Below are 16,441 nucleotides of genomic sequence, written 5' to 3'. Positions count from 1 at the left end.
GGTGAGGTTTGATTATGTCTGTTCGTTGGTTATTCATTGTACAAAATTTTGAGTTAAAAAATTATGCAGATAGCTGCGCACGAATAGAAATTGTTGAACCAATTTTGAGTTCTAATTTTGTAAGCGAGTATGATCTTCTCTGTTCAGACAGAACTTATGAAAGCTATTTTAAGCCGATAGCTTTAAAAAGTATTGAGCGAATTAAACTACAAGTTGGAAACAAGCCTTGCGTCATTTACGGAGCAGGTCTACATACTAAAAATAATTTTTCACTATTTGAAGATTTTAATGTAGTTGCCATAGTTGACCAAGATCCTAAATTATGGGGCGAAAAGGTTTGCTCTTTGCCTGTAATATCTCCTAAAGATATTGAAAAATATAGCAAAAATATCCTTATTTCAAGTAAGGCGTTTGAGCGTAAAATTTATGATAGCTTAACGGTATTATATCCAGATAGTTACGTTTTTAAGCTTTATGAAGATCAAGAGAGTGAAGCTGTTTATTTCGAAGATTTATATAAAGATATAGAAAAAAAAATTAAGCAAGTTGAGCCTGATGTCCTATTTTATAGTCCAACTCAGCCTAATGACTGTTTGCCTTTATCATACTGGCTCGAGCTTAAACTGAAGTATCCCTATATCAAGTATGTGACTTTATGGTGGGATTATGATGAAGATGAACAGGGCAGTCCTTATTTACAGTTTGAAAGGGATTGTTTGCAATGGGCTGATTTGTGTATTGAAAATAGTAATGGTAGCCGCTTAATAAAAATGAATGATGCTGCCGCTCCTTATCAATTACACCAGAACACAGATAAAGTAAAATTTTTACCGAGCGTATTTGATCCAAGCCTCTTCTACGAGGATAAGTCCACACCTAAGGAATACGATATTGCTATTTTTGGTACGGCAGCTGGTAATAGAGGGTACTGGATTGAAAAGCTAAACGAAAAATACGGGGACAAGTTCCATCATATTGGCGGTTTTGTGCATGGTAGTGATATATTATCAATAGAAAACTATGCTCATGCCATGAGGAAAACAAGAATTTGTGTCAATACGCAAACCTATTCGTTCAGGGAACAGTGTAAAGGGAAAGTTAGAGAAACTATCGCTTGTGGTGCCATATTGCTTGAGGAAGATAATAGTGAAACGAGATTATTTATTAACGATTCTCAAGCGTGTTTATTTTTTAATGATTTTGAGAACCTTTGTTCTAAAATTGATCGATTACTTGCAGAACCTAGCTACTTTGATTGTTGCTATCAGAATGCAGAGCGTTTCCGCTTAAACAATCTGAATACTAATAGCTGGACCCTAAGTATTTTGAATTATTTGGGAATTTTATCAAGTGTAATGGATGAATAACAAAATGTATGATGTAGAAAAACTGTATCGGAAACTTTTGTTCATTAGGTTGCTTGAGTTGAAAGTGGCTGCTGAATATCCCAAAGATAATATTAAAAGCCCAGTACATTTGTCGGTAGGACAGGAGTTTGTCAGTGTCGGTGTTTGTGAAGCATTGAATCAAGATGATCTTGTTTGTGCTACTTATCGCGGACATGCAGCTTATTTAGCAAAAGGCGGTTCAGCAAATGCATTTGTTGCAGAGCTTTATGGCAAATCAGCGGGGTGTGCAAAAGGCAGAGGAGGCTCAATGCATCTCATTGAGCCTAATGTAAATTTTCTAGGCACTTCTGCAATCGTTGCTACTGGTATACCTGTAGCGACTGGCCATGCTCTTGCTATGACAATGAGAAAATCCCCCCAGATTGTTGTATGTTTCATCGGCGATGGTGCGACGGAGGAAGGGTGCTTTTATGAAAGTCTTAATTTTGCCGCGCTTAAGTCATTACCTATCTTATTTGTTGTCGAGAATAATGGCTTCGCAATTCATGAGCCTTTATCAAAACGTTGGGCTAATACAGACTTGATAAACCGCGCTGAAAGTTTTGGAGTATCAGCCTATCAACACAGTGATGGTGATTTGTTGACATTAGTTCCATTAGCAACGCGTGTTATTGAATCTATTAGATCGGGGCATGGTCCTGCTTTATTAGAGGTTAGTTGCTGTCGCTGGTTACAGCATGTTGGGCCATTAGATGAGAGTGATGTTGATTACAGAGATGTGTCGCAAATTAAGAATTCAAAGCTTATAGATCCATTAGATAAACTTGCAGGCTTTCTTGACATGAAACTATGCAAACAGATTCAAACTGAGATGAATGAGAAAATTGAGGAAGCTTTTAAGTTTGCAGAAAATGCCGCGTTCCCCAGTGCAAGTGAGGTATACGATTATGTTTACCGATGATAAAAACTTATTATCATTTAGTCAGGCTATTTACCAAGGTCTAGATCATGCTTTGGGCTCAGATGGTAGCGTGTTTGTAATGGGCTTAGATGTTGATGACCACATAGGCATTTTAGGAACAACAAAGGGTTTAGCTGAACGATATGGTGCCGATAGAGTATTTACTACTCCTCTTTCCGAAGATGCTATGACTGGTATTGCAATTGGTGCTGCAATGGCGGGAATGAAGCCCGTGCATGTGCATATTCGAATGGATTTTTTACTGTTGTGTATGAATCAGCTAATTAATATTGCCGCTAAAGCACATTACATGTACGGAGGCCAAGTACATGTACCTTTAGTTGTGCGCTGTATTATCGGTAAATCATGGGGACAAGGCGCACAGCATTCCCAAGCATTACATAGTCTGTTTATGCATATTCCGGGGCTTAAAGTTGTTGCTCCATCGAATGCTTACGACGCTAAGGGGTTGCTTCTTGCTGCAATAGATGATCCTAATCCGGTTATTTTTATGGAGCACCGTCTTCTTTACAATACTTATGCCGAAGTACCAGCAGAAGCTTATAAAGTTGAATTAGGTAGAGCCAAAATTGTACGCAAAGGAACTGATATTACCATTGTAGCCATTTCTAACATGGTAATGGAAACACTTAGAGCTGCTGAATTATTAGAGAAACAAGGCATTAGTGTTGAAGTAATTGATCCTGTCACTCTAGCTCCTTTAGATATGCAAACAATTATTGATTCTATCACTAAGACTAAGCGACTGTTGGTCGTCGATAATGGTTGGTTGAATTGTGGTGCATCTGCTGAGATTGTTGCGCAGGCAAGCGAAGCTAATATTTCGGGATTAAGAGTAAAAAGACTTGGATTTGCTGCGACAACATGTCCAACAACGCCTACACTTGAAGCTGAATTTTATCCTAATCCACTCAATATTACTCAGGCAGCTATGTTGCTGATAGAAAAGATTGCCAGTGATAATTGGCCGCCAACCGACGACGAAATTACACTTATATATCAAATGCAGTTTAAAGGACCTTTTTAATGGATGCTCTAATTGTTACCCCAGGTGGTAGGGAAAACATCTATCAAGATTTAGGAATAGAGCTTACTGCAATAGAACCCCCTTTATGGGCAAGGTTAATTGCGGGTTATCTTATCGATAGAGATCATCACATAAACATTATTGATACCGAAGCATTGTGTATTACTCCACAAATGACCGCAGAGATAATTAACGATGTAAAGCCAGCCTTAGTTATTATTGTTGTATATGGTCACCAACCCTCAGCTTCGACACAGACTATGATGGCTGCAAGAATTCTATGCCAACAAATAAAAGTAGTGAATCCGAGTCAAAAAATAATATTAGTCGGAGGACATGTTGCTGCTTTACCAGAAAGAACTATTGCAGAAGAACCGGTAGAATTTGTCTGCGCGGGGGAAGGACCAGAGACTTGTCATCAGCTTATTCGAGCTCTTGCACTAGGGGAGACTTTTAGCACTATTCCTGGGCTAGTATGGCAAGATGAATTTAAGCAAATAAAGAGAAATCCCAATCCACCACTTATAAATGATTTAGATCAAAATCTGCATGGTAATGTGTGGCATTTATTACCAATGGAAAAATATCGTGCGCATAACTGGCAGTGTTTCGGTGACCTTGCAAAGCGTCAGCCTTATGCATCAATATATACTTCGCTTGGCTGTCCTTTTAAGTGTTTTTTTTGCTGTATTAATGCCCCATTTGTCGATAATAAATATCGTTGTAGAAGCCCAGAGAATGTGGTTGCAGAAATAGATATGTTGTATCACACCTATGGGGTAAAAACTTTTAAAATTATAGACGAAATGTTTGTTTTAAAGAAAAATCATTACATCCCTATTTGTGAACTTTTAGCCGAAAAGCCTTATGCGCATGAACTCAATATTTGGGCCTATGCTCGTGTCGACACTGTTAAAGTCGATACATTAACTTTAATGCGAAAGGCAGGCATAAAATGGTTAGCATTAGGGATTGAATCCGCTGATGAAAGTGTGCGAGACGGATCCAATAAGTCATTAGACAGTAATGATATTATTAATATAGTTAGTGAGATTCGAGCCGCAGATATTAGTGTCATTGGTAATTTTATTTTTGGATTACCTCATGATTCTGTTAGCACAATGAGGGATACCTTGTCTTTAGCACATTCGCTTAATTGTGAATTTGCTAACTTCTATTCTGCAATGGCTTATCCGGGATCAAAATTATATGTTGAAGCATTAAAAAATGGAACCGAGTTACCTGAGAAATGGAGTGGTTTTTCACAGCATAGCTATGATTGTTTACCATTGAAAACTGAATTTGAAACAGCTAAAACGGTATTGCAGTTTAGAGATGATGCATTTCATGAATTTTTTTCCTCTCCAGGTTATTTGACGTTCATAGAAAAAAAGTTTGGGTTAGAGACTCGATTACATATTGAGAAAATGAGTTCTAAAAGACTTAAACGACTGCTTCTTGATAATGTTTAGGGTTATATATTATGAATGCTGCTGATGTTGAAAAAAAATTACCAACAGTTGTTGTTTTAGCTGGAGGGCAAGGTACTCGTCTAAAGAGTGAAATTGGAAATTTGCCTAAAATACTTGCGCCGATTGGAGGTAAGTCTTTTCTTTCTATTTTAATGATGTGGCTTAAAGAACAGGGGGCAGTAAGGGTAATCTTTTCTTTAGGCTACCAAGCCGAACAAGTCATCTCAGCATTAAGCATGCTACCTGAAAAATCGACAATTGATATATCTTTTTTTGTAGAAGATTTTCCTCTCGGTACACTTGGTGGATTAAGTTTAGTATTAAATAATGAAGAAATGAATGAGTGTATAGTCATTAATGGGGATACTATTGCTGATGTAAATCTAACTTCATTTGTCTCTCAACATCGTAAATTAGGCTCAAATTCTGCAATAATCGTTACTCAAGTCGAAGATGCTTCTAGATATGGGAGCGTTACATTTTTGAATGAAAATATCATCGATGATTTTGAGGAGAAGGTTTTATCAACTGTTCAAATGCCCTGGGTTAATACCGGAATTTATTATTTCTCATCATCTTCCATTGATATTATAAAGTCTTTAAGCAATGGAAGTATTGAACATGACTATTTTAGTAGAGTTGATGTGAAATTGGGCTATTCAAAGTTTGATTGCAATATTTTTATTGATATAGGTACGCCAAGCAGTTTTTATAATTCACTTAAAATATTAGGGTGTTATTTATGATTATCTCTAGAACGCCATTTAGGGTTTCGCTATTTGGTGGGGGGACTGATTATCCTGGTTGGTACTCTCATCATGGTGGAGCTGTAATCGGTACTGCAATAAACAAATATTGCTATCTTACAATAAGAGATTTACCACCTTTCTTCGAACATAAACATAGAATTGTATATTCAAAAGTGGAACTTCCTTCATCTGTTGCTGAAATTCAGCATCCTTCAGTAAGGGCTGTATTATCTGAAATGAATGAGCATTCAGGTATAGAGATTCAGCATCAAGCAGATTTGCCTGCTCGTTCGGGTTTAGGTTCAAGTTCCTCCTTTACTGTTGGATTGATTAATGCAGTTAGAGCTAAAAAAGGATTAATTTCTTCTCCCCAGTATTTGGCTTCTGAAGCTATAAGAATAGAGCAAGATGTAATTAAAGAAAATGTAGGATCTCAAGATCAAGTTTGGGCTGCGTATGGCGGTACTAACTTTATTGAATTTAAAAATAACGGTGAAATAAACATTCATCCTCTAATAATGAACAATGAAACAATAACTTCGCTAAATGCTCATTTAATGTTATTTTTTACGGGTTTAAGTAGAATATCAAGTGAAATAGCTGAGAAGAAAATTGCAAATTTGGATTCAAGGAAAAGTCAACTCGAATCTATGTTCAACATGGCATATCAAGCTCGAGATATTATGCAAAGTAGCCACTGTTACATACAAGATGTCGGTGAGATGTTGCACGAATCTTGGCTTTTAAAAAAACAGTTGGCAGATAATATATCATCTTCTGATATTGATGAAATTTATACATCTGCAGTTTCTGCTGGTGCATATGGAGGCAAGCTCCTAGGCGCTGGCGGTGGCGGTTTCTTAATGTTCCTTGCTCCCCCTGATAAACATGATGCAATAAAAAGAAGCTTGACAAAACTTATTCATGTGAGTGTAAAAATTGGTGCTTGTGGTTCTAAAATTGTGATGTATGAACCTAATGGGTTTTATCAGAACTTATAATCTGATGAATAGTTCACATATAATAGTTAAAGTTTAATAGCAGTTATAATAATGCTGGAAGTTCATATTCTAAGTAATCTGCTAGTCCAAGCCAGTCTTGTCGTTCTTGAGCGGCTAACATTAATGGTATTATGTTAGAAATGGCTGATATATCCTTTAATTTTTTCAGTTCTGACTCAAGTAAATCTATGCAATTTCTTAATCTTTTAGAGGCTTCGGCCTCTTTTCCCAAACGGAATTGTTGCGCTGTATTAATTAGTTGAACGTCTAAGGCTTGATTATTATGCAGCATTATTTGCAATCCTTGAATTGAGTTCCTTTGATTTTCGCACCAGATAGGTTTGATTGATAAAACTTTATACGAGGTTTAGTTGCTATATAATGTTCCAAGTTTCTAAGGTAGGCTCTAAAGTTAAGATCAGTTGCAACTCGCTCGCCTCTACCATTGATTATCCAGTGTTTTGCATTCCCCGCCTTAGGGCCAATTTCACCATCCTTCCAAAAAGCATGGGTTTTATTATTTGGATAGCTAAAATCACATCCGAATAATGTAATTTCCCAGATATTTAAGTGTACTGCAAGATCTATGGCTGGATGAATCACGCTGCCATTAGTAAATAAACGTAATTTTGGATATGTTTTATGAAGCTGATCGTAAATTTTCCCTTTTGAATACGCATTAAAACGAGGGCCAGGCCAAGAACCAATTACTTTCGCGGGTATTCTAGGGAAATAGACTAGCGTTACTGTTTCAGGAATACTTTCTGGTAGATGCTCTTGTGTAATATTATGCTCGATACTAACGAGAATATCAGGAATAATACCTTGTCCCATTAATGCTTTGAACGATGTATCTACTGCTATCAGCAATGGCCTATCATTGCTAGGGCGATCACGCTGTGATTTTAGGTAACCGTAATGTTCCTCTAGTGTAGGGCCAGATCCTATGACAAAAGCTGTGTGCTGCTTGTGTATTAATTTTAACATTGCGGCATCAGGATCTAATTTGAGAAAAGAGAGATTCTCTGAGAATCTTGCTTTAATTACAGGGTCATCTAATTTATGTTTGCTATTCACAAATTCTATATTATTTTCGTAAACCAGCAAATCACGTAAACTGGCATTTTCATTTGAGACTAAACTTAAGTCTGGGGTGATGGCAATATAGACCGGATCAAGGCGATTTTGTTTTTGGGGCTCGAGTAGTTGAACTTTGGGATGACTAAGCCATTCTGATTGATCTGTATAGGTGATCAATAATGAGAATAGTGACGTATTAAGCAAGCAGACTTTAATCGTATTAATCGATTTTTTTTCAATTAATAGTGTCGGAACATCTCCCATACCCACACCATAAACTGTCACACTATTTACATCTTTTGGAAGGGTATTGATGTACAGCTTGGCTTCTGCAATACGATCGTGTCGGCTGCTTAATTGAATACCATTAACACTGATTGTTTGATTACTTCCAATAACTAAGTGAGCTTTAAGGTGATCAAATGGACTTGATTTTATTGCAGCTGCTACGATAGGCCAACGCTTGACGATAATATTGAGATTAGACGCAAATAGCTCAGTCATTCCGTTTCTCCGGAAGATTTCTGGGAGTTTGATATCACCAAGGTCACTATCTGGTCTCTCCACAGGGACTCGAACCCCGATCGGCCGCTTAGGAGGCGGCTGCTCTATCCTGTTGAGCTATAGAGAGACGACAGTGATTATACTGGTTTTATCTCTGATTAAAAGGCTTATGATTTAGTTGCTTAAATCTTAAGCGCTATGTCGTTTATCTGCACATTGTAGGCTGCATTTTGGTCTAAAAGTACTGCTGTAGAGCTTTCTTCACTCACTTGTTCGATTTTTACCGTGGCTCGACTTTTGGTTGCGACGGCGCGCATTTCATTGAGTCGATCGGGTAGATTTTGCTGTAATACGACTTGGAATTTATCCCCGACACGAATGCCATGTTTACGGCCGAGATTTAAAATGATCCTGTCCGCTTGGCGGCTCACGACTTGGCCGAGTAAGGGTCTGCAATTGAGTGTGCTGTCTAAATCATGGGTAGCCTGTTGCATTAACTTGGTAATATTTTTGCCATAAGATGATCGCCAGAATCTGTCCGTATTCGGGGCTATAATGGCTTGTTCTTCAAATTCCCATGGCGCCGATGTGCTGTAGCTTTTACTCCAAACTTCTTCGCCACTGATCCCATGATAAAGGCTAAGTTTGAACTGGAATTGCCTGAGTGGAGCTTCATTCCAGAATCCTAGGAAGGTTGGCTGCACTGGCTCCATTGAGATATCCATAATTTGTGGTTGGAGGATATATTGGCTGTCGGTAATTTCACTGAGCCAGCTTGGGAGTCGATAACCGCGAATATCCACTAGATCTTGTTTAATGTCGAGCAGCTCTTTAGCGTGAGTGTGGCTAAAACCTGTGGAAGAGTAATCTTCTATAACACTGCCTAGTTTTTCGGAAATAACTTCTTCAAAGCCTGAAAGCTGTCCGTATCTGAGCTGAGTACGATCTTTAATTTGTGCTTGAGGGATTAGAATCGCAGCCTTTAATTGTCCATTTGGACACTGCTGCGTAGGATCATCATTTAGATCGAGTCGTAGGGACACATAAATTTTGTTTCCCTGGATTCGTTCGCTAACGAGTTGGATGCTGATGGCTTGGGCGTTGCGATTTATCGCGAAGTTATTCTGTGTAAGGTTTCCGTTAGAGGTTTGTTGTTCACTGGAGATTTGAATGCCCGTGCTTAATGTCGCGTAGCTAACGGCTTGATTAATCGCTTCTTCCCTTGCTTGAGCCGTATTACCATTGATAATAGTCGCTTCACCACTGGCTTCTATCCATTCGGCCCGAGTAGGCAAAGACAGCAGTGCAAGGCTCAAAATGATGAGCGAAGCTGAACGTGGTATGTGCATCAATACAATCCTTATCGCTAAGCTATTGGCGAGCTTGCTAATCGAGCCAGTTTCCTGACACTTAATCTAATATACCGACAAAGCAAATTTCATGCCTGACTAACGAGAGTTTTCGATAAAGTTTCCATTGGCGCAGTCGATATACAGCGTATGAGCATAATAATGTCGGGCTGGAGCAATTTTGGTCCGAAGATTGCTGGCTTTTGTTACTCACAAAAATGAGACGCGTAGAGTGTGAGTGATTTAATTGCCAGTACACCCACAGATGAGGTAAATCCAATGCTAAAGCGTGTGATTATTCCCTTAACATTACTGATGTTAGGTGGATGTGTGGCTAAATCGGTTACACCGCCCAAGCCGAGTTTAGTGGATGGCAATGGGTTGCCGCCAACGGCAGTGATCAACCATTTAGCACAGCGAATTGTGACAGAGCTCGTTAAGCAAAATGATGCTCTGCGTTCTGATCAACCAATTGTTGTCGCAACCCCAGTATTAGTGGGTGACATGAATGGCACAAATGCGTTGGCGCAGCAGTTACAGCAAGGATTAATGACGTCGCTCCATAGCTTTCAGTTTAATGTAGTGGATTTAAATTTAGCTGATGGCTTGAGAGTGACGGCTAATGGGGATTTTATTTTGACGCGAGATTGGCAACAATTGTCGAAAAATCTTCCCGTTGAGCATCTTGTTGTATCGACTATGAGCCCCGTTACCAATGGTATGGCGATCAATACTCGGATTGTGAACATAAGTAACAATCGTGTGGTATCGGCCTCTCAAACTTTTGTGACTCAAAAAGAGTTGGCAAACTACATGCAGCCTTCGGAGCAAATTGTGTCACAAAATGGCATCTTATATCGTCAGGCGAGTCCAGGCATGAATGAAGTCCGTGTTTTAGGAGATGGAAAATGAAACGCTACCTTTTAGTTATTGCGGCGCTAATGCTAACTGGCTGCGCTGCTAAAGATAGATATGTGCAATGGGAAGATGTGCCGCCGCCGAGTTTTCCTAAGTTAACGGCCATAGGATATGCGCCCTTAGCGACTCAACCGGCTAAAGAGCAATCACAAAGAGTGTTGATGGCCATGCAAGCATCAAAAATTGTGGCCTATCGTGAATTAGCAGAACAAGTTTATGGGCAGAAAATAACGGCAAACAGCAGTGTCAGTGATTGGATGTTGACGGACGATAATGTTAAAGCGTCGGTTTCTGGTGTGATCCGTGGGGCGCGGGTCGTTAAGAGTTATCCAGCTGGCGATCATTATGTCACTGAGTTAGAACTGGATTTTTCACAGGTATGGGCGCTGTATCAACAACAGAGTCGTCCACAGCGAGTGAAAGAAGTCACGTATTTCTAGTCATTTCTACATGACTCTATTGAGCCGCGGACTATACGAGTAGTATGCGGCTTTTCTATTTCTGCAAAGTACTAAAGTTTAATTTTTAATCAGAGCTTAGAAGCTGGAAATACAGAGTATGAATTGATGCGCCTGTTAGGCTTTTAAATCATTACCTAAACTTGAGATAGTTGAGGTCTTGCCTTTATCGTTATACGTAAGGCTGGAGGCGTTTCTGCTAGCTTGTAAAGCTTGAGCGAAGCGATTCAGGCTGGCTAAATTCATCTCAATTAAACTGGCATTTTGATCGTTCAGTTCTTTGCATTCAGTTAATGCGTCTTTGACAACGGCCATTTTATGCACGAGTTCACTTTGCTGAGTGAGTTGAGACTTATCAGTGTGGTTTGCCAGAATATCGTCATTAGTCTTGAGTTCTTTCAGACATTGTGATTTTTCGTTAGCAAGAGAAAGCAGTAAATCGGCGTTTTGGTCAACCAAAGCGCCTTTTTCCTTGAGTATGATTTGCTTAAGAACAGCCAAATGGGCGTGTTGTAGATCTACCAGTTTAGCTATTTCAGTCATAGTTACTCTTTATTTAAGTCATTAAGTTCGGCTTCAAAACTTGCAATATTGGCAGCCAACTTTTCGGGGTCAATTTTGTAGCGGCCTTCGGCGATAGCTTGTTTAATTTCGGCCACTTTCTTTTGATCAACTTCAGGAAGGCTCGCCATTTTAGTCTGAGCTCCTTGCAGTTGTTGCGCTTGCGCTGTAATCACCACTGAGTCGCTTCTTTGTGGTGTTGTCGATTTTGTGGCAACTTGAGCAGATTGATCGCTGCTAGTTTTAGTTGCACCTGAACGAACTTGTGCGGTCGTTGCAGTGTTGAGTTTGCTAATATCAATTGCCATTTTCGGCTCCAGCGTCGTGTGTACGGGATTTCTTAACTGGGGTATCGGCAGCTTATAAAAAAGCTTTAGATTATTTTACATTCTTACTTCAACTTCGCCAATGCCCGTGACTATAGCATCTAGTTCTTTGTTTGAACTGCTATTTTTGACTCTGATCCGATCGCCTTTATTGCCATCTTGTAGGGCTTCGCCTACTGTTTTGAGTTCGAATGAGCTAGAACGAACATAGATAGATACCGAGTCGTTTTTACACACAAAGCATAAGTTGTTGCTTAATATGGGATTATCCTTTGAGACGCGTCGTTTGACTCGCACACCAGCTAATTTACTAGGGTCATTAAATTCAGCGCCCCGCAAACTATTTTGCTCAATGTAACGGATTTCAACTTGGCTAGGGGAGATGAGTTCGCCAGGCGCTAAGGTTTCAGTTGTGACCACAACGGGGAATAAAATATCCACTCTCACCGAGATATAAATTTGCCAAGGGTAAGCGAGCTCTTGCGTATCGCAGCTGACTTTTAGGGTGTTATTACGACTAATTTCCCTGTCACTCGCCAATTCAACCTTAATCGGCGACGAGCATTGTGACGGCAGCATTCTTGCGTCAACTAATTGCGGCGAAATATCGACTTTGGCATTAGTTGGCACGGATATCTTTTCTGAAATAAGCGCTTTAGCTAATTCTGAGATGGCCGATACGGTGGGAACAATAGGCTCTGCACTCGCAAAAGCGGGCATGAAGAGGGCGAAAACACTAAAAAAACAGACTAAATTTACTTTCATAATGAAGAGACTAGCTTGTAACGCCAGAATGCACCTATACTTTTATCAAGTTCGAAGCTGACCACTGTAATAATAATTTGCATTACTGTCAGAAGATTGACTCAGTTTCGACTATGTTTATCGATAGATAAGACGTAAGCAATTAATATGCCTATACTCAAACGAGTCATAGGGCCGTACATAAACAGAACAACAAGGCAGAGTTATGTCGAGTATTCTTGATTCAGTCAACAAACGAACCCAGCTCGTTGGCCAAAACCGTTTAGAATTGCTGCTTTTTAAATTAAACGGTCGTCAACGGTTTGGGATTAACGTGTTTAAGGTGAAAGAAGTACTGCAGTGCCCGCCACTGACCACTTTGCCTAAACTTAATCCTTATGTTAAAGGTGTCGCGCATATTCGCGGTACGACTATTTCAGTTATTGATCTGAGTGCGGCAACAGGTGGTAGACCTTTAGCGAGTACTGAAAACTGTTTCATCATTATTTCTGAATATAACCGCAGCGTTCAAGGTTTCTTGGTCAGTTCTGTTGAGCGGATTATAAACATGAATTGGGAAGCGATTATGCCTCCGCCTCAAGGTGCTGGTCGTTATTCTTATCTGACGGCAGTAACTGAGATAGAAGGTGAATTGGTTGAAATTCTCGACGTAGAAAAAATCTTAGATGAGATTTCACCGGTTAAAACTGCCATCAGTGAAGAAGCCAATGAAAAGCTGACCCTCGACAGAACCCAGCATTACCATATTATGGTTATCGATGATTCTGCCGTGGCGCGTAAGCAAATTATTCGTTCACTCGAGTCATTGAACTTACAAATTGATACCGCAAAAGATGGTCGAGAAGCATTAGATAAGCTTAAAGAAATCGCCAAAGAAATGGACAATGTTGCCGATGAAATCCCTCTCATTATCTCAGACATTGAGATGCCTGAAATGGATGGTTATACCCTGACCGCTGAGATCCGAGATGATCCTAAGCTCAAGCATATTAAAGTGGTACTGCACACATCGTTAAGTGGTGTATTCAATCAGGCAATGGTTCAAAAAGTGGGGGCCAATGACTTTATCGCTAAGTTTAATCCCGACGAACTGGCTGCTGCCGTGAATAAACACTTAAGTTTGTAAGTTTGTAAGTGCAGTAGTTAGTACCTAGATACGCTTTACGCTATAATCTCGACTTTATAACATGATGGTTTCGCACTGATTTTGGTGCTTGCTATAGGATTTAGGATGTGAATGTGCCAAATAAATCACTCGCTGAAGCTGAATATAATCAATTTAGGTTGTTCTTAGAGCAACACAGCGGCATCGTACTGGGTGAAAATAAGCAATATCTGGTGCGCAGTCGTCTTGCTCCTCTGATGGGGAAATATAACCTGCCATCCTTATCCGATGTGGTTAAGCATTCGATGAAGCCTACGGAACGTGCGCTTCGGGCTGAAGTGATCGATGCTATGACGACCAATGAAACCCTTTGGTTCCGTGATCGTTATCCATTTGAGTTATTGCATAACGTTTTGTTACCTGAGTACAGTCGTTTAGGTCGTCCACTTAAGATTTGGTCGGCAGCGTGTTCGTCCGGGCAAGAACCCTATTCATTGGCGATGACGATTCTTGAGTATCAACAGAAGAAGCCTGGTGCGCTTGCGGGTAGTGCGTCAATTCAAGCCACGGATTTGTCGCCTTCCATGTTGGAACGTTGCAAAAATGCTGAGTACGATAGCTTGGCATTAGCGCGCGGTTTATCCGAGGAGCGTAAGCGTCAGTTTTTTGATGCTTTGCCTTCAGGCAATATGAAGTTAAAGGATAATGTTAAGCGTTTGGTGAACTTTAGGGCACATAATCTGCTTGAAAGTTATAGCTTACTTGGTAAGTTCGACATTATTTTTTGCCGCAATGTGCTGATTTATTTTGCGCCTGAGGCAAAGGCAAAAATTTTGCGGCAATTCGCTGCCGCTCTTAATCCAAAAGGGATTTTATTTCTCGGTGCATCAGAATCTATTGCTGGTTTAACGGATGAGTTTGACATGGTCCGTTGTAACCCTGGGATTTATTACCAGAAAAAGACTTAAGTCTGCTGCTTTAAAGAAAATTACCGACATTTGTCGGTAATTTTTTACCCATCACTTGCTCATCCCTATTGTTATTCTCATTATTCTCCTATGTTGGCACATGAATTGCTTTATTTCCGTGAGTAACACGAGGAGGCAATTTTATGGCGATCAATTTTGATAATGCACTGGGTGTGCATCAGTACACTCTCGGTATTAGAGCGCAGCGAGCTGAAGTCATTTCGAGCAATATCGCTAACGCCGATACGCCACATTATAAAGCCCGTGATGTAGATTTTTCTGCGGCAATGCAGGCCGCCCGTGGCCAACAACAGCAGCGTAATAGTCTTGAAATGCAAGAGACAGACAAGCATTTTGGTCTTGCTGAGTTGACTGGTCAATTTGTTAAGTTCCGCGTGCCAAATCAACCCGATACTGGTGATGGTAATACTGTTGATATCCAACAGGAACAATCGGCATTTATGCAAAATGCCCTTGAATATCAAATGTCGCTTGGTTTTTTAGACAGTAAGTTTAGTGGCATGAAGAAAGCGCTGAGAGGGGATTAATCATGAGTTTATTTAGCATATTTGATGTTGCTGGCTCAGGAATGTCGGCTCAATCGGTCAGGTTGAACACCACTGCGAGTAACATAGCTAACGCTGATTCCGTCTCGAGTAGCGTAGATAAGACCTATCGTTCCCGTCATCCTATTTTCGAAGCTGAAATGGCCAAAGCGCAAAGTCAGCAACAAGCCTCTCAAGGTGTGGCGGTAAAAGGCATTGTTGAAAGTGATAAACCACTACTAAAAGAATACTCGCCCGATCATCCGATGGCGGATGCGGACGGCTTTATTTATAAACCGAATGTTAATGTCATGGAAGAAATGGCAGATATGATTTCTGCTTCGCGCTCATATCAAATGAATGTTCAGGTCGCTGAAGCAGCTAAGTCTATGCTGCAACAAACACTTGGGATGGGTAAATAACATGTGTTACTTAGGAGGTAAGCTGTGAGCCTCATTAATCAAATTAACCAAGCATCGACGCAGACGGCTCAAAATAAGAGTCAGTCAAATGCTGTGACGACCAACTCATCAACCAGTTCAACGGGTAATCCGTTTCTTGATGGCATACGTCTGCCAAAAGATTCGATAGTACCGGAAGCGAAAAGCCAACAGTTAACTCAAGATGACTTTTTCTCGTTATTAAGCCAACAGTTATCGATGCAGGACCCTTTTAAGCCCGTCGACAACGACCAAATGATTGCGCAGATGGCATCATTTTCGACAGTTGATGGTATCAGTAAGTTAAATGATGAAATCGTTAATTTAAACAGTGTTATGACGTCGAGCCAAGCACTGCAGGCATCGGGACTCGTTGGTCGCAAGGTGTTGATCCCAACTGATACTGGCAATATTTCAGCTGAAAGCCCAACGATGAAAGGTGTGGTCAGTACCCCTAATAAAATTCCAGAGATTACTGTGCGTGTTGAAGATGAGAAGGGCCAAGTTGTGACCACCTTTAAAGTCGATGGCAGTGACGGTGGTAACGTCGATGTGAACTGGGATGGTTTAGATAAAGATGGAAAACCTGTGACCGCAGGCAACTATACGATTAAGGCGAGTGGGTTAGTGGATGGAAAATCCCAAGAACTGCCTGTTTCAACTTATGCCCATGTGACCAGTGTCTCTCTTGGTACGGCCAGTACTGGCGCCATTCTCAACTTGAGAGGCGGTATGGGGATCAAGTTAACCGATGTGTTAGCTGTGTCTGAAACTTAAATTTATACAAGATAATTTTTTAGAATCCGAATTGGGCGTTAGTTGTCCGCAATTGAATAGAGTCA

Annotated in this window: 19 protein-coding genes and 1 tRNA gene; 13 read left to right on the top strand and 7 right to left on the bottom strand. The window is 40.2% G+C overall.

Translation table 11 applies throughout. The annotated features are described in order from the left end of the window. Positions 1–14: 14 nt before the first annotated feature. The 6 genes from Q4Q52_RS06355 to Q4Q52_RS06330 are packed head-to-tail and all read left to right on the top strand — an operon-like array spanning position 15 to position 6,580. On the top strand, positions 15–1,367 hold the full coding sequence (locus Q4Q52_RS06355) for a glycosyltransferase (RefSeq protein WP_311990117.1): 1,353 nt from the start codon (positions 15–17) through the stop codon (positions 1,365–1,367). After that, on the top strand, positions 1,360–2,310 hold the full coding sequence (locus tag Q4Q52_RS06350) for a thiamine pyrophosphate-dependent dehydrogenase E1 component subunit alpha (protein ID WP_311990116.1): 951 nt from the start codon (positions 1,360–1,362) through the stop codon (positions 2,308–2,310). Before Q4Q52_RS06355 ends, Q4Q52_RS06350 begins: the two co-directional genes overlap by 8 nt. After that, positions 2,297–3,358 (top strand): transketolase C-terminal domain-containing protein, encoded by a 1,062-nt coding sequence (locus Q4Q52_RS06345; protein ID WP_311990115.1) that lies wholly within the window; start codon positions 2,297–2,299, stop codon positions 3,356–3,358. Before Q4Q52_RS06350 ends, Q4Q52_RS06345 begins: the two co-directional genes overlap by 14 nt. Then, positions 3,358–4,830 carry a B12-binding domain-containing radical SAM protein gene (locus tag Q4Q52_RS06340; RefSeq protein WP_311990114.1) on the top strand — a complete coding sequence of 491 codons (1,473 nt, stop codon included), beginning with the start codon at positions 3,358–3,360 and terminating at the stop codon, positions 4,828–4,830. Before Q4Q52_RS06345 ends, Q4Q52_RS06340 begins: the two co-directional genes overlap by 1 nt. Positions 4,831–4,841: 11 nt before the next feature. Further along, entirely contained in the window at positions 4,842–5,576 is a 735-nt protein-coding gene (locus tag Q4Q52_RS06335; RefSeq protein WP_311990113.1) for a sugar phosphate nucleotidyltransferase, read from the top strand. Next, positions 5,573–6,580 (top strand): hypothetical protein, encoded by a 1,008-nt coding sequence (locus Q4Q52_RS06330; RefSeq protein ID WP_311990112.1) that lies wholly within the window; start codon positions 5,573–5,575, stop codon positions 6,578–6,580. Before Q4Q52_RS06335 ends, Q4Q52_RS06330 begins: the two co-directional genes overlap by 4 nt. Before the next feature lie 43 nt (positions 6,581–6,623). On the opposite strand, the gene Q4Q52_RS06325 is transcribed toward Q4Q52_RS06330, so the two are convergent. The 4 genes from Q4Q52_RS06325 to Q4Q52_RS06310 all read right to left on the bottom strand — a co-directional run bounded on the left by Q4Q52_RS06325 (position 6,624) and on the right by Q4Q52_RS06310 (position 9,513). Further along, positions 6,624–6,872: a hypothetical protein gene (locus Q4Q52_RS06325; RefSeq protein ID WP_311990111.1), complete on the bottom strand. Its 249-nt coding sequence runs from the start codon at positions 6,870–6,872 to the stop codon at positions 6,624–6,626. Continuing rightward, the gene (locus Q4Q52_RS06320) at positions 6,872–8,164 is read right to left on the bottom strand and encodes a 6-hydroxymethylpterin diphosphokinase MptE-like protein (protein WP_311990110.1); all 1,293 of its coding nucleotides are present in this window, start codon (positions 8,162–8,164) and stop codon (positions 6,872–6,874) included. The genes Q4Q52_RS06325 and Q4Q52_RS06320 overlap by 1 nt, the downstream gene beginning before the upstream one ends. Before the next feature lie 51 nt (positions 8,165–8,215). Continuing rightward, positions 8,216–8,291, bottom strand: a tRNA-Arg gene (locus Q4Q52_RS06315). Positions 8,292–8,346: 55 nt separating this feature from the next. Beyond that, the gene (locus Q4Q52_RS06310) at positions 8,347–9,513 is read right to left on the bottom strand and encodes a flagellar assembly protein FlgT (RefSeq protein WP_311990109.1); all 1,167 of its coding nucleotides are present in this window, start codon (positions 9,511–9,513) and stop codon (positions 8,347–8,349) included. A 279-nt stretch (positions 9,514–9,792) separates the two neighbouring features. Here Q4Q52_RS06310 and Q4Q52_RS06305 point away from each other — a divergent pair, with 279 nt between their 5' ends. Together Q4Q52_RS06305 and Q4Q52_RS06300 are read left to right on the top strand one after the other, a co-directional pair. Continuing rightward, positions 9,793–10,425: a FlgO family outer membrane protein gene (locus Q4Q52_RS06305; protein ID WP_006085650.1), complete on the top strand. Its 633-nt coding sequence runs from the start codon at positions 9,793–9,795 to the stop codon at positions 10,423–10,425. Continuing rightward, complete coding sequence (locus Q4Q52_RS06300) at positions 10,422–10,871, top strand: LPP20 family lipoprotein (protein WP_006085649.1); 450 nt, start codon at positions 10,422–10,424, stop codon at positions 10,869–10,871. The genes Q4Q52_RS06305 and Q4Q52_RS06300 overlap by 4 nt, the downstream gene beginning before the upstream one ends. 135 nt (positions 10,872–11,006) lie before the next feature. Here the strand turns inward: Q4Q52_RS06300 and Q4Q52_RS06295 are convergent, their stop codons facing one another. The 3 genes from Q4Q52_RS06295 to flgA all read right to left on the bottom strand — a co-directional run bounded on the left by Q4Q52_RS06295 (position 11,007) and on the right by flgA (position 12,541). Then, the gene (locus Q4Q52_RS06295) at positions 11,007–11,432 is read right to left on the bottom strand and encodes a flagella synthesis protein FlgN (protein WP_006082434.1); all 426 of its coding nucleotides are present in this window, start codon (positions 11,430–11,432) and stop codon (positions 11,007–11,009) included. Positions 11,433–11,434: 2 nt separating this feature from the next. Continuing rightward, complete coding sequence (gene flgM, locus Q4Q52_RS06290) at positions 11,435–11,758, bottom strand: flagellar biosynthesis anti-sigma factor FlgM (protein WP_107948432.1); 324 nt, start codon at positions 11,756–11,758, stop codon at positions 11,435–11,437. Between the two features lie 75 nt (positions 11,759–11,833). After that, the gene (gene flgA / locus Q4Q52_RS06285) at positions 11,834–12,541 is read right to left on the bottom strand and encodes a flagellar basal body P-ring formation chaperone FlgA (protein ID WP_311990108.1); all 708 of its coding nucleotides are present in this window, start codon (positions 12,539–12,541) and stop codon (positions 11,834–11,836) included. Between the two features lie 205 nt (positions 12,542–12,746). Here flgA and Q4Q52_RS06280 point away from each other — a divergent pair, with 205 nt between their 5' ends. From Q4Q52_RS06280 to flgD, 5 genes are all read left to right on the top strand, one after another. Continuing rightward, positions 12,747–13,667 carry a chemotaxis protein CheV gene (locus Q4Q52_RS06280; RefSeq protein ID WP_006082431.1) on the top strand — a complete coding sequence of 307 codons (921 nt, stop codon included), beginning with the start codon at positions 12,747–12,749 and terminating at the stop codon, positions 13,665–13,667. Positions 13,668–13,774: 107 nt separating this feature from the next. Beyond that, positions 13,775–14,614, top strand: a complete 840-nt coding sequence (locus Q4Q52_RS06275; protein WP_006082430.1) for a protein-glutamate O-methyltransferase CheR — start codon at positions 13,775–13,777, stop codon at positions 14,612–14,614. Positions 14,615–14,757: 143 nt separating this feature from the next. Beyond that, positions 14,758–15,162: a flagellar basal body rod protein FlgB gene (gene flgB, locus Q4Q52_RS06270; protein WP_011847319.1), complete on the top strand. Its 405-nt coding sequence runs from the start codon at positions 14,758–14,760 to the stop codon at positions 15,160–15,162. Between the two features lie 2 nt (positions 15,163–15,164). Beyond that, entirely contained in the window at positions 15,165–15,581 is a 417-nt protein-coding gene (gene flgC, locus Q4Q52_RS06265; RefSeq protein WP_006085646.1) for a flagellar basal body rod protein FlgC, read from the top strand. Positions 15,582–15,605: 24 nt separating this feature from the next. Beyond that, positions 15,606–16,376, top strand: a complete 771-nt coding sequence (flgD, locus tag Q4Q52_RS06260) for a flagellar hook assembly protein FlgD (RefSeq protein WP_220590745.1) — start codon at positions 15,606–15,608, stop codon at positions 16,374–16,376. Positions 16,377–16,441: the final 65 nt, after the last annotated feature.

This window comes from Shewanella sp. SP1S2-4 (genome assembly GCF_031932075.1).
Classification (GTDB): Bacteria; Pseudomonadota; Gammaproteobacteria; order Enterobacterales; family Shewanellaceae; genus Shewanella; species Shewanella baltica.
The sequence above is the reverse complement of the archived record's forward strand: the minus strand, read 5'-3'. Positions and strand labels throughout refer to the sequence as shown.

What these genes read in the sequence shown, in the direction of transcription:
- Q4Q52_RS06325 (WP_311990111.1), bottom strand. Translation starts at nt 6,872, where the DNA reads ATGCTGCATAATAATCAAGCCTTAGACGTTCAACTAATTAATACAGCG.
- Q4Q52_RS06305 (WP_006085650.1), top strand. Translation starts at nt 9,793, where the DNA reads ATGCTAAAGCGTGTGATTATTCCCTTAACATTACTGATGTTAGGTGGA.
- Q4Q52_RS06335 (WP_311990113.1), top strand. Translation starts at nt 4,842, where the DNA reads ATGAATGCTGCTGATGTTGAAAAAAAATTACCAACAGTTGTTGTTTTA.
- Q4Q52_RS06345 (WP_311990115.1), top strand. Translation starts at nt 2,297, where the DNA reads ATGTTTACCGATGATAAAAACTTATTATCATTTAGTCAGGCTATTTAC.
- Q4Q52_RS06300 (WP_006085649.1), top strand. Translation starts at nt 10,422, where the DNA reads ATGAAACGCTACCTTTTAGTTATTGCGGCGCTAATGCTAACTGGCTGC.
- Q4Q52_RS06340 (WP_311990114.1), top strand. Translation starts at nt 3,358, where the DNA reads ATGGATGCTCTAATTGTTACCCCAGGTGGTAGGGAAAACATCTATCAA.
- Q4Q52_RS06330 (WP_311990112.1), top strand. Translation starts at nt 5,573, where the DNA reads ATGATTATCTCTAGAACGCCATTTAGGGTTTCGCTATTTGGTGGGGGG.
- Q4Q52_RS06350 (WP_311990116.1), top strand. Translation starts at nt 1,360, where the DNA reads ATGAATAACAAAATGTATGATGTAGAAAAACTGTATCGGAAACTTTTG.
- flgA (WP_311990108.1), bottom strand. Translation starts at nt 12,541, where the DNA reads ATGAAAGTAAATTTAGTCTGTTTTTTTAGTGTTTTCGCCCTCTTCATG.
- Q4Q52_RS06280 (WP_006082431.1), top strand. Translation starts at nt 12,747, where the DNA reads ATGTCGAGTATTCTTGATTCAGTCAACAAACGAACCCAGCTCGTTGGC.
- Q4Q52_RS06320 (WP_311990110.1), bottom strand. Translation starts at nt 8,164, where the DNA reads ATGACTGAGCTATTTGCGTCTAATCTCAATATTATCGTCAAGCGTTGG.
- Q4Q52_RS06355 (WP_311990117.1), top strand. Translation starts at nt 15, where the DNA reads ATGTCTGTTCGTTGGTTATTCATTGTACAAAATTTTGAGTTAAAAAAT.
- flgM (WP_107948432.1), bottom strand. Translation starts at nt 11,758, where the DNA reads ATGGCAATTGATATTAGCAAACTCAACACTGCAACGACCGCACAAGTT.
- Q4Q52_RS06310 (WP_311990109.1), bottom strand. Translation starts at nt 9,513, where the DNA reads ATGCACATACCACGTTCAGCTTCGCTCATCATTTTGAGCCTTGCACTG.
- flgB (WP_011847319.1), top strand. Translation starts at nt 14,758, where the DNA reads ATGGCGATCAATTTTGATAATGCACTGGGTGTGCATCAGTACACTCTC.
- Q4Q52_RS06295 (WP_006082434.1), bottom strand. Translation starts at nt 11,432, where the DNA reads ATGACTGAAATAGCTAAACTGGTAGATCTACAACACGCCCATTTGGCT.
- flgC (WP_006085646.1), top strand. Translation starts at nt 15,165, where the DNA reads ATGAGTTTATTTAGCATATTTGATGTTGCTGGCTCAGGAATGTCGGCT.